Genomic DNA, 12,110 nt, shown 5'->3' on the forward strand with positions numbered 1-12,110 from the left:
GAATAATAATGGAAATATCGCCTCAAGTAATTGTGAAGATGTAACACAATTTAACCAACTCAGCGTATTTGCATTTATCATAACAACTATTGGTGATTCGCCATAGCGATGATTCTATAAAATACAGAGGGTTATAGTTAAGTCATCTCAAGATGAGATTGTTAGTGAAATTGACCTGCTTGCAGATATTCTCGTGACAGATTGATCATCGATAGTGAGATGTGAGATGTGAGATGTGAGAGTGGGAGTAACAGGGCACATTACTGTGCCCTTGATATGATGGGTAACGGTTTAGTGGTGTAATATTTGCGCGAGGAAGTTTTGTGTCCGATCAGACTGAGGATTTTCAAAAAAGTCTGTCGGGTTGTTTTCTTCGATGATTTCACCTGCATCCATGAATATCACACGATCAGCAACCTCTTTCGCGAACCCCATTTCATGTGTAACGCAGAGCATGGTCATACCTTCCTCTGCCAACTCAACCATAACATCAAGCACTTCACGCACCATTTCAGGGTCAAGCGCTGAGGTGGGTTCATCAAAGAGCATCACTTGAGGGTTCATACACAAAGAGCGCGCTATCGCCACACGTTGCTGTTGCCCACCTGACAATTGACCTGGGTACTTATCAGCCTGATCGGGAATTTTCACGCGTTCTAAGTACTGCATCGCGATTTTTTCCGCTTCTTCTTTGGGCATTTTCTTGACCCAAATAGGTGCTAATGTGCAGTTTTCTAAGACTGTTAGATGTGGGAACAAGTTAAAGTGTTGAAAACACATGCCCACTTCTCGGCGCACGGCTTCAATGTTCTTAAGATCCTCAGTCAGCTCATTACCTGAGACGAAAATATGCCCTCGTTGATGCTCTTCCAAACGGTTGATGCATCGAATCATGGTCGATTTACCTGAACCAGATGGGCCACAGATAACAATTTTCTCGCCTTTTTTTACTTTTAAGTTGATGTTTTTTAGTACGTGGAACTCACCGTACCACTTGTTCATGTCGTTAATTTCGATCATGTAGTCTTGTTGCTGCGTCATAATACGTCCTTGAATACATTAATTATCGTTTGTGGCCGGTATGGAGTTTGTTCTCAAGCCATATCGAATAACGCGACATGCCAAAACAAAATACCCAGAACACTAACGCGACAAATACATAACTCTCAACCGCAAATCCTAACCACTCGGGATCAGTGTTGGCTGCTTGCCCGATTCCAAGAACATCGAACATACCGATGATCAGAACCAAGCTGGTGTCTTTAAAGAGACCGATGAAAGTGTTGACGATAGAAGGGATGGTGATCTTGAGCGCTTGCGGCAAGATAATCAGCCCCATTTTTTTCCAATAGGTTAATCCCAGTGCATCGGCAGCCTCATATTGACCTTTAGGGATCGCTTGCAAGCCACCACGAACAACTTCTGCCATGTAAGCCGCAGCAAACATCACCACGCCGATGAGTGCCCGAATCAGTTTATCGGTTTCTGAGCCTTCTGACATAAAGAGTGGTAACATTACTGAGGCCATAAAGAGTACTGTAATTAACGGTACGCCACGCCAGACTTCGATGTAGACAGTACAGATACTGCGGATAATAGGCATATCTGAGCGACGGCCAAGCGCCAGTGCAACGCCGATTGGCAGCGATACAACGATACCCACCAGCGCGATGATTAGCGTTACCAGCAAGCCACCCCATTTGTGGGTTTCGACCACTTCTAATCCAAACACACCACCATACAATAAACCCGCAGCAAAAAATGGATAGATGTTGACAAAGACCAGCCATATCCACATGCGCTTTGGCGTGTTCTCGTACGCAAGCAACACAGTAAATACCGCAAGGGTGGCGTAAAATAGGCGAGGGCGCCATAGTTCGGCTTCAGGGTAGAAACCGTACATAAATTGCTCCCAACGAACACTAATAAACACCCAGCAAGCCCCATCGCTTGTGCAGTCATTTCGTGTGGTGCCACTCCAGTCGGCATTGATGAACGCCCATTCGGCAATTCCCCATAGACCGGTAAACGCGAAGTACCCTAACACCAAGGTGACAATCGAGTTAACAGGGCCATTGAATAAGTTACGACGTAACCATCCGACGGCACCAACCGTATTAGAAGGAGGCGGCAAGTCTGGTTGAAATTGATGTGTACTCATATTATCTCTCCACCAAAGCCACTTTACGGTTGTATAGGTTCATTAACGCTGACGTGACCAAACTTAACGTCAGATAAACCCCCATTGTCATGGCAATGATTTCGATAGCCTGACCGGTCTGGTTCAAGGTTGTCCCAGCAAATACAGAGACCAGATCTGGGTAACCGATCGCCATTGCAAGTGAGGAGTTTTTCGTTAGGTTTAGGTACTGACTGGTTAAAGGTGGAATAATGATGCGCAGTGCTTGAGGTATCACGACTAGCTTTAATGTTTTCGAGCGAGGTAAACCTAATGACATTGCAGCTTCTGTTTGCCCATGGCTTACGGCGTTGATACCAGAGCGAACAATTTCCGCGATAAAAGAGGCGGTGTAGATACTTAATGCCAACAGTAATGCCGCCAGTTCAGGAATAATGCTAATACCACCGCGGAAGTTAAAGCCTTTCAGTTCAGGATACTCAGCAGAAATGGGGGCGCCCATAATAAAATAGACCACAACCGGTAACACAACGATCAATCCTACGCCTATGCGTAGCATCGGTGTTTGCTTACCAGTGAGTTTTTGGCGGTTGTTTGCCCAGATATTAATGACGATAGTGGCAACAATACCGACCAAAAAAGCACCAATGACCACCATCGCGCCTGCTTCTAGCACCGGCGCGGGGAAGAACAAACCGCGAACATTGATAAAGATAGCTTCACCAAGACTTAAACTCTGTCGCGGTGAAGGCAAGGCTTGCAAAACCGCAAAGTACCAGAAGAAAATCTGCAACAGCAGTGGAATGTTACGGAAGACTTCGATGTAAACCGCCGCTAAACGGCTCACTAGCCAGTTCGATGACAGGCGAGCAATACCAATCACGAATCCGAGTACTGTGGCAACGATGATTCCAAGTACAGATACGAGAGCGGTGTTAATTAAGCCGACCCAAAACGTGCGACCGTAGGAAAAAGTTTCATCATATTCGATCAGTGATAGGCCAATCCCAAAGCCAGCTTCTTGATCGAGGAAACCAAAACCTGTGGCAATACCACGGGAGTCTAAGTTGGTAAGTGCATTGTTAACAATAGTGTAGATAAAAAAAGCTAGTGCGCTAACAGCAATAATCTGAAAGGCGACTGAGCGAAAGGTGGGATTATACAGAAGGCTGGTTTTTGACGATGGCGCCTTGCCTGCCTCGCTAATAGTAGGTTTCATACAGCAGTAACCTCTAATCCGTCGATTTTAATAAAAGGGCGGATTGCTCCGCCCAATTTGGTTCTAAATGCCAATATGATTATCGGATTGGTGGCGCGTACATAAAGCCGCCTTCATTCCACAGCGCATTAACGCCACGAGAGATTTCAAGCGGAGAACCCTCACCTACGGTTCGTTCAAAGCTCTCACCATAGTTGCCCACTTGCTTGATAATTTGGTAACCCCAATCATCATTAAGACCTAGGCTCTTACCTTTTGGACCATCGACACCGAGGATACGTTTGATATTTGGATCGTTTGATTTCACCATCTCATCAACGTTTTTCGAATCAATGCCATATTCCTCTGCATTGATCATGGTGTTCAGAGTCCATTTCGCAACGTTAAACCATTTGTCGTCACCTTGACGAACAACAGGGCCAAGTGGCTCTTTGGAGATGATTTCTGGTAATACTACTGCTGATTTAGGATCCGCTAGATTTAAGCGAAGTGCATACAGACCGGATTGGTCCGTAGTTAAAACGTCACAACGACCCGCATCGAAGCCCGCAGAAGTCTGTGGTGCCGTATCGAATACGACAGGTTTATAACTCATACCATTGATGCGGAAGTAGTCTGCTAGGTTCAGCTCGGTTGTGGTACCCGATTGAACACAGACAGAGGCGCCATCGAGCTCTTTAGCACTTGATACACCGATGTCTTTTTTAACCATGAAACCTTGACCATCGTAGTAGTTAACGCCAACGAAATTGAGCCCCAGAGCGGTATCGCGGTGCAGTGTCCAAGTCGTGTTACGTGATAGTACGTCAATCTCGCCCGATTGCAGGGCGGTAAAGCGTTCTTTCGCGGTTAATGGAACGTATTTTACTTTGGTTTTGTCGCCCAGTACTGCTGCTGCTAAAGCTTGACAATATTCAACATCAATTCCTTCCCATTCTCCTTTTGAGTTCGGGTTAGAAAAGCCTGGAAGACCAGTACTTACACCACACGTCAGCACTCCTTTTTCGAGTACTTTATCAAGTGTACCGTCAGCGGCTGACGCTGAAGTGGAGAGAAATGCGGTAGATGCAACGACGACTGAAGCAAGGAGCGATAGTTTAGTTTTCATGTGTATCCTTCCTGTGGAATCCTTGTTAGACCAGGTAACCCCTGATACAACCAATAAAAATGTTGTGTTTATTAATATTGTCGAGTTTATAAATTTGTGAAATTTCACACTCTATAAATCAACTAGTTATAAGACTAGGAAAGGATCTGCATATTCTCAAATATATAATTTAAAATGGTTTTTGATTAGAATCACAATCCTAGCTACAAATAGAATGACTAAGTGTTAATTATTTGTAAATACCACGTTAATCTAAAGTGTGTAAGCACAGATGGTGATCTAGGATTCTGTCGAGTTTGATAGTGTGATAGTCTAAATAAATCGCTGTACTTTGAACGTATATATTGCAATAGAAGAAAAATTAAGAGTAGTATTTTGAAGTGAGAATAAGCAAGGAGCAAAATGCAGTACTTTCCAATGTTTTTAGACCTTAAAGCCAAAGAGGTTTTGGTGGTAGGAGGGGGCGAAGTGGCCTGTCGAAAAGTGGAAACACTGGTCAGAGCCAACGCGATTGTCACGATTATTTCACCAGCGATCGAAGGATTTTTACGGGGTCTGGTGGACAGAGGTGAGTGTCATTGGGTACAAAACTTCTATTCTCACGAGATGATGGATAGACGATTTGTCCAAGTTTGGGCAACAACCGACAATCCGGACTTAAACCATCAGGTTTATCGTGACGCAACAAAACTTGGGATCCTCGTTAATGTTGTTGATGACCTGCCATACTGTGACTTTATCACGCCATCCATTGTTAATCGCGGTCGTTTTCAAATCGCCATTTCTAGTGGTGGAGCTTCCCCGGTTTTGGTGCGCAATATCCGCCAGAAACTTGAGTATATTTTGCCACAAAACCTTTCATTACTTGGCGATTTCGCTGCCTCTAAACGCAATGACATCAAGCAAAAACTTCCGAGTGTTGATTTAAGACGAAAATACTGGGAACGCTTTTTTGCCGATCCTGCAGTAGAGTCAGCCGCGAACAGACAGCAACTTGAGCAACGTTATCAGTCATTGCTTAGTGACAATGTCACGGAAAGTGGCAGTGTTACTTGGATTGAGTTTGGTGCTGATTTTGAACTGTTGTCGCTAAAAGCATTGCGGTTGATGCAACAAGCCGAACTTGTGCTTCACAGCATTGAATGCCCATTTGTTTTTGTTGATAGTGTCCGCAGGGATGCAGAGCGTTTGGTTTATCGCGATGAGGGGCAGTTGAATGAACTGCTAAGTGAAGCAAACAAGCGTGCGCTTCGCATCGTGGTCTTTATTGAACAGCGCTCAGCAAAATACAATTTACTGATTGGAGATGGGCTTAGACTCAAGTTGGCACAAAGCTAGAAAAAACCCGCCGATTGGCGGGTTTTGGTTATTTAGTCACGGAAGTTTTCGTACTGGAAAGGTTGTCCTAACTCAGCTTCGCGAATAAGCGCAATTGCCGCTTGTAAGTCGTCACGCTTTTTACCGGTTACGCGAACTTTCTCACCTTGAATAGAGGCTTGAACTTTCATTTTTGCATCTTTCAGCGCTTTAACAATTTTCTTTGCCATTGGCGCTTCGATGCCTTGTTTAAACGTGATAACTTGATGCCAGTTTTTACCTGTCGCTTCTGAGTCTTTCGCTTCCATCGCGTTAGCATCGACACCACGCTTAGCAAGATGACCGCGTAAAATGTCGCGCATTTGCTTAAGCTGAAAGTCACCTTCTGCACTGAGTTTTACAGAATCATCTTTTTGTAGCTCAATCTCTGCTGCTACATTTCTAAAGTCGAAACGAGTTGATAGCTCACGTTGCGCGTTTTCAATTGCATTGCGCAGTTCCACGTTATCAATTTCAGAAACAATATCAAAAGATGGCATGTAAATTTCCTCTAAATTAAGGGCGCGCTTTAATAGCGTTCGCCAAAAGTTCCAACATGTACGCAGTGTCTTCCCAGCTTAAACATGGATCGGTGATTGACTGACCGTAAGTAAGCGAAGAAATGTCGTCCATTGGTTGATTGCCTTCAACAATAAAGCTCTCAGCCATTACGCCTGCGATGTATGTACTGCCAGATTTAATCTGTTCGCAAATGTCTTTTGCGACATCAACTTGTTTTCTATGTTGTTTTTGGCAGTTTGCATGACTGAAATCTACCACAAGTCGTTGTGGAAGGTCGAACTCTGCTAACTGTTTGCACGCCACTTCGATGGATTGAGCATCAAAGTTTGGACCTTGATCGCCTCCGCGCAGAATCACGTGACCGTATGGGTTACCAAATGTGCGGTAAACAGTCATACGACCATTTTTGTCAGGCGAGTAGAAGTAGTGCTGTGCTTTCGCTGCTCGGATGGCATCAATCGCGATTTTAATGTTGCCGTTTGTACCGTTTTTAAAGCCTACCGGGCAAGATAGAGCAGAAGCCATTTCACGGTGGATTTGCGACTCAGTGGTTCGTGCACCGATAGCACCCCAAGTGATCAAATCTGCAATATATTGGCCAGTGATCATATCAAGAAACTCGGTCGCCGTTGCCAAGCCAAGTTTATTGATATCAAGCAGTAGCTCGCGAGCTTTGTTAAGACCAGCTTCCAATGCATATGAGCCGTCTAAGTTCGGGTCTGTGATTAGACCTTTCCAGCCCACTACAGTGCGCGGCTTTTCAAAGTAGGTACGCATAACAATGAAAAGTTCATCTTTGTATTGCGCTTGGATTGCGGCTAGGCGAGTTGCGTATTCAAGGGCTGCTTCAGTGTCATGCACAGAGCATGGACCAACGATAACAAGAAGGCGTTGGTCTTCACCTACCAAAATGCTTTCAATCTGACGACGAGAGTGAGCAATTCGGTCTGCAACATCGTCGTTGATTGGGTAAGTGTGGCTCAACTCAGCAGGAGTTGGCATTGGACCCATCGGTTGGGTTCTTAGTTCGTCGGTTTTAAGTGGCATACTGCAGCCTATTTTTAATTACGAAGCGCTAAAGATAACGGAAACCCAATAAGGAATAAACTAATTCTACAAAATCTTAAGCTTTAACTTATAACCGAGCAATTAAAGTAACCTTGTTGGAGTGACATTGTAACGTGAGAGGGTGGAAAATTCTCATTTATGTTAACGATATGTTGACTTTATAGCAAAACAATATACAACTAGGTTATTGAAAACAGATCAGACCAGTTAATCATGGACGTCACTATGCTATCACCTCTACGCCAAGCAAACTTCTATCTCAACACCTTTGGTTTTTTCAAGGTGCCACTTATCTGGTTGTGTAGACCGAAAATCATTCGGCTGGATGAAAACAGGGTTGAGGTCGTGATTCCGTTGCGCCGTCGTACAAAAAATCATCTGAACAGTATGTATTTTGGTGTACTTGCGGTAGGTGCGGATGTTGCCGGAGGCTTTATGGCGATGAGTAAAGCGCAGCAGCGAGGTGAAAAGATATCCTTGGCTTTTAAGGCCGTCAAAGGGGAGTTTTTAAAACGACCAGAAGGAGATGTGCTGTTTACCTGTAGTGATGGCCACTTGATTGATGAGATGTTAGATAGGGCATTAGAGACTGGTGAGCGAATCAATAAGCCGGTGACGATTACCGCCACATGCCCTTCATTACATGGTGAAGAGCCGATGGCGGTATTTGAGCTTACGTTGTCGATTAAACGTTCGACGCGATAGCTGGTTAAGGGAGTGGGGTATTTGGGTCTACTTCAACTTGCTCTATGGCGACAATCTTGGTTCGATTGAGAATAATCTTCCAACGGTAATAGCGTGGTTTACCGTCAAAGCGATACTCTTTAGCGATCAAATTGATTAAGTGGCGTTTTTCAACAGACTCTTTGCTCACTTGACCATTGTTGAGCAAATAGACTCGGTTTGAACCCTTATCCATAAGGCGAGTTAATGCTCTCATGCTGACAAACATGGTTTCACGCGTTTCTTCATAGCCACTCATAAATCGAGAGGTGGTCATCTCCACTTCTGAACGATAGTGTAGTATCTGCTCTTCACGCTGCGCGGTACGCTTCTTACGAATAAACATAATTCTATCTGGCAGCTTGTTTAAAGCTTGATAGTCGAGCCATTCGACTTTTTGTCCGACCACTTTGTTCGTCGTTGGGTCAGTATAGCGCTTACGCCAGCGAGGTTTCCCTTTACGGAACCAACGCCAAAGTACATCACGGAGATCATCTTTAAATATCTCGCGTAATGCGTAGACAAAGGACATCGCGATGATAAAAGAAGCGGTGATTTCCCCCCAATAGTCTCGAGCCAATATCGCCGTAATGGTTACAAACACCATCACGAAACCCGTTGCGAGCCCTTTAACGATCCGCTTCATGTTCTTACCCAAAGAGGTGGTTTTTTCTTTAAGTACAATTGGGTGCTCAATTAGGCGGCGCAATAGGCGCATCTTGTTACTCATTCGCGTGACGTCGTCACGTGTTGCTGGCGAGTTATAGTGATTGAGTTTGCGGTGTGCTTTTTCTTTTTCAACGATCAGAATCAAGCGCTCTTTAAGCGTTTTATAGTCACCATCACGCGGCATATGAGCCACTAACGACAAGAACTTTTGCTCAGTGTACCAAGATAAGTAGTTGTCGATATTGGCGTAGTAGCGTTTGAGACTCTCCTCATAAGGAATACTGCGACGGAGCTTTTTGAGAATGTCGATGGCAAGTTCAATAACCGCGTCGATTTCTTCATCGGTGACAGTATCCGTATCGTGCCGGTTGAGTTGACTCACGGCTTTGTCTAGCGCAATAACGTATTGGTAGGCGAACAAGCTCAAACTGACACGGTATTGCGTCGACGACAAGCGCCCACGTTTCGCCAAGCGGCTGTGAATCAGAGGTAACAGAATTTTGTCACTGTAGTAGGCGCGCTTTTGGATAATGGATTCATAATAGAACTCAGTCTCTTTGAGTAGGTCAGGGCTTAAGCCTAATTCGCCGGGAACAAAGAAATAGAGGTCAAGATTGGCCTTTTTACTGGCGGCCATTGAATGGGAAATCTTGAGCGTGATGCCGTCCTGCTTATCAACGGTAATCAAGAGTGAGCTCCGAAAGGAAAAAAGTTCGAATTATCTGGCGCAAGCATAACAGAGTTTCGCTATAATCGCCCTAAATTAAGTGTTACAGAGATAAAAATACAATGATTAATGTTGGTCAAGTAAACCACCTCGAAGTAGTGAAGCAAGCAGACTTTGGCGTGTTCCTCGATGCAGGCGAGTTTGGAACCACTCTTTTACCTCAGCGTCATGTCCCAGAGGGCGTGGAAGTAGGTCAGTTTATTGATGCATTCCTGTATTTTGATTCTGACAACCAATTGGTTGCAACGACAGAAACTCCGATTGCCCAAGTTGGCGAATGGGGATTGATGAAAATCGAAGGTATCAGTAGCACTGGTGCATTTGTAAACTGGGGTATTAAAGAAAAAGATCTTTTAGTGCCTTTTAGTGAGCAACGCGGCCGTTTGACGGCGGGTCAAACCATTCTGGTTTACGTATATACCGATCGCGCTTCAGGACGTATTGTAGGTACTACAAAGTTCAACAAGCTATTGGACAAAACACCAGCTAACTACACGCGCAACCAACAAGTCGACTTGCTGATTGCTGAGCGCAGTGATCTTGGTTACAAAGCGATTGTAAACGGTGAGCACTGGGGCATGATATTTAGCTCAGATGTGTTTGGTAAGCTGTTTATTGGTAAGCGCATGAAAGGCTTTATCAAGGCGATTCGTGAAGATGGTAAAATTGACTTGTCATTGCAAAAAGTCGGTGTGGCTAAGATGGACGACCTGAGTTGCAAAATCATCGAGCTACTTGAGAAAAAAGGCGGCTTTTTACCGCTTAACGATAAGTCATCACCGGATGAGATTTTTGCTGCTTTTCGCACCAGCAAAGGTACATTCAAAAAGACCATTGGCGGTCTGTACAAACTTGGTAAGATCACGATTGAGAAAGAGGGTATCCGCCTCTGTTAGTGATGGAGTGATCCCTTAGACGTGACCTAAAAGATGGCCCAGATCTTATCCTGATCCGGGCCGAGGGGATCGGCTCAATAAAGAGCCTGCGCTAATTGCATCATTACAATTAGTTGTTGTTAACTTTAATTGTAGTGCGTCATTCGCTGTTTGCGCGGCTCAAACAATATTTGAGTCTTATTTCATCCCTTTTAGAATAAGTTTTTATCTCGTACCAGCTCTCGTGGAAGACCGTTTTTGACTCGGTTGCCAACCCATTTCCCTAGTCCAATCACATCATTACCGAATTTGACCAGCACTTCCCCTTGGCCTGATTGGTCGCTTGGGCGAACATCGCGACCCATAAACCACTCGCGAGCTTCATCAATAGAAAGTACCACGCAGTTTTTCTCGCTTCCGTTCGAAAGTGCAGTCGCGACTTGGTGTTGCCAGCGATAGCCTTTTTTGTGCGCTTCAGCGATCTTTATTCCCATACGTGAGAACTTAAATTCACTCAGCATTGGTTCAAGCGCGCTAGGGAATAGCCAAACATCGTTGTCTCTTAGCCAAACACTGCAATCATTTGGTAGCGAGACATCCAAAGTTTGCTTGAGTTGATTTGCTATCTCTTGCTGAACTTTATTGCTTGCTTTGACAAACGGAAACTTACCTAAACGCTTTTTAACTTCAGGAGCAGGTGCTGAGCCCAGTTTACGAATACGAGCGACGAAGAATCCCTCGCAATCATATACTTGTGGGAAAATATGCAAAAATCCTTCTTCGGTGAGTGCATTCTCTGCTTGAGGAAAGAGGGACTTTAGGCTTTCGAACTCAACCAACTCACCAAACTTAGCTTTAAGATGATGACAAACCTCTTGGTTTTCTTCACGGCTTAGTGTGCAAGTGGAATAAACCATCACACCACCGGGTTTGAGAGCATGAAATGCGCTTTCAATAAGGTCTTTTTGTGTTTCGGCAATTGAGATTACGGACTCTTTGCTCCAGTTCTTCATTGCATCTGCGTCTTTACGAACGGTACCTTCACCAGAGCATGGAGCATCAATAAGAACCGCTTCAAATTGTTCAGGCAACCATCCACCAAATACGCGACCATCGTAGTTACTTAGTGCAGCATTACGTACACCGCAACGTTCAATGTTGGCGTGCAGCACTTTAACGCGACTGGATGAGAACTCATTGGCAACCAGCACGCCTTGGTTGTCCATGCGTGCGGCGATTTGTGTTGTTTTTGAACCAGGTGCAGCGGCCATATCAAGAACGCTGGTGTAGCTATCGTCCGCTTGAAATAGGGCTGAGACTGGCATCATTGAACTGGCTTCTTGAATGTAGAATAAGCCGCCCATGTGCTCTGCGGTATTGCCAAGTGGCACAACAGACTCATCAGCTTCAATCCAAAAGCCTTCGTCACACCATGGTACAGGTTCGAGTTGCCAATTTTTATCAGCGGCACGCAGTAGAAAGTCATCGATTGAGATTTTCAGCGTATTGACGCGAATACTTTTGCGCAACGGGCGTTGGCAAGCAGCAATAAAATCCTCCATGTTCAATGTACTTGGTAGGATTTTTTCCATCTCGGTAAGGAAGGCTTCTGGGATAAATACGTTGGCGTGCAAAATGAAAACTCGATGATATAAAACGTAGCGCGATTATACCCAAGTGACTTGAAGATGCTAGGGAAACAC

At 44.7% G+C, this 12,110-nt stretch carries 11 protein-coding genes; 3 read left to right on the forward strand and 8 right to left on the reverse strand.

Features of this window, described 5'->3' with window-relative positions:
* Nucleotides 1-291: 291 nt before the first annotated feature.
* From GZK95_RS07175 to GZK95_RS07190, 4 genes are all read right to left on the reverse strand, one after another.
* Nucleotides 292-1,041, reverse strand: coding sequence for an amino acid ABC transporter ATP-binding protein (locus GZK95_RS07175; protein ID WP_075709614.1), 750 nt, complete (start codon nucleotides 1,039-1,041; stop codon nucleotides 292-294).
* Nucleotides 1,042-1,063: 22 nt separating this feature from the next.
* Complete coding sequence (locus GZK95_RS07180; protein ID WP_075712869.1) at nucleotides 1,064-2,161, reverse strand: amino acid ABC transporter permease; 1,098 nt, start codon at nucleotides 2,159-2,161, stop codon at nucleotides 1,064-1,066.
* Nucleotide 2,162: 1 nt separating this feature from the next.
* A complete protein-coding gene (locus GZK95_RS07185; RefSeq protein WP_075712871.1) occupies nucleotides 2,163-3,359 on the reverse strand; it encodes an amino acid ABC transporter permease in 1,197 nt (398 codons plus the stop codon).
* A gap of 79 nt (nucleotides 3,360-3,438) precedes the next feature.
* The gene (locus GZK95_RS07190) at nucleotides 3,439-4,467 is read right to left on the reverse strand and encodes an amino acid ABC transporter substrate-binding protein (RefSeq protein ID WP_075709611.1); all 1,029 of its coding nucleotides are present in this window, start codon (nucleotides 4,465-4,467) and stop codon (nucleotides 3,439-3,441) included.
* Between the two features lie 402 nt (nucleotides 4,468-4,869).
* Between GZK95_RS07190 and GZK95_RS07195 the strand changes: the two genes are divergently transcribed.
* The gene (locus GZK95_RS07195; RefSeq protein ID WP_075712873.1) at nucleotides 4,870-5,805 is read left to right on the forward strand and encodes a precorrin-2 dehydrogenase/sirohydrochlorin ferrochelatase family protein; all 936 of its coding nucleotides are present in this window, start codon (nucleotides 4,870-4,872) and stop codon (nucleotides 5,803-5,805) included.
* A gap of 32 nt (nucleotides 5,806-5,837) precedes the next feature.
* On the opposite strand, the gene GZK95_RS07200 is transcribed toward GZK95_RS07195, so the two are convergent.
* Both GZK95_RS07200 and GZK95_RS07205 read right to left on the reverse strand, forming a co-directional pair.
* Nucleotides 5,838-6,323: a YajQ family cyclic di-GMP-binding protein gene (locus GZK95_RS07200; protein WP_075712875.1), complete on the reverse strand. Its 486-nt coding sequence runs from the start codon at nucleotides 6,321-6,323 to the stop codon at nucleotides 5,838-5,840.
* Nucleotides 6,324-6,339: 16 nt separating this feature from the next.
* Nucleotides 6,340-7,392 (reverse strand): 3-deoxy-7-phosphoheptulonate synthase, encoded by a 1,053-nt coding sequence (locus tag GZK95_RS07205; RefSeq protein WP_075709608.1) that lies wholly within the window; start codon nucleotides 7,390-7,392, stop codon nucleotides 6,340-6,342.
* Nucleotides 7,393-7,638: 246 nt separating this feature from the next.
* Between GZK95_RS07205 and GZK95_RS07210 the strand changes: the two genes are divergently transcribed.
* Entirely contained in the window at nucleotides 7,639-8,118 is a 480-nt protein-coding gene (locus GZK95_RS07210) for a PaaI family thioesterase (protein WP_075709607.1), read from the forward strand.
* Between the two features lie 4 nt (nucleotides 8,119-8,122).
* Here the strand turns inward: GZK95_RS07210 and GZK95_RS07215 are convergent, their stop codons facing one another.
* The gene (locus GZK95_RS07215) at nucleotides 8,123-9,493 is read right to left on the reverse strand and encodes a hypothetical protein (protein ID WP_075709606.1); all 1,371 of its coding nucleotides are present in this window, start codon (nucleotides 9,491-9,493) and stop codon (nucleotides 8,123-8,125) included.
* 101 nt (nucleotides 9,494-9,594) lie between these two features.
* Here GZK95_RS07215 and GZK95_RS07220 point away from each other — a divergent pair, with 101 nt between their 5' ends.
* Nucleotides 9,595-10,428: a CvfB family protein gene (locus tag GZK95_RS07220; protein WP_075709605.1), complete on the forward strand. Its 834-nt coding sequence runs from the start codon at nucleotides 9,595-9,597 to the stop codon at nucleotides 10,426-10,428.
* 191 nt (nucleotides 10,429-10,619) lie between these two features.
* On the opposite strand, the gene rsmF is transcribed toward GZK95_RS07220, so the two are convergent.
* Nucleotides 10,620-12,041 (reverse strand): 16S rRNA (cytosine(1407)-C(5))-methyltransferase RsmF, encoded by a 1,422-nt coding sequence (gene rsmF, locus GZK95_RS07225; protein ID WP_075715728.1) that lies wholly within the window; start codon nucleotides 12,039-12,041, stop codon nucleotides 10,620-10,622.
* Nucleotides 12,042-12,110 lie beyond the last annotated feature (69 nt).

This window comes from Vibrio panuliri (assembly GCF_009938205.1).
In the GTDB taxonomy this organism is placed as follows: Bacteria; Pseudomonadota; Gammaproteobacteria; order Enterobacterales; family Vibrionaceae; genus Vibrio; species Vibrio panuliri.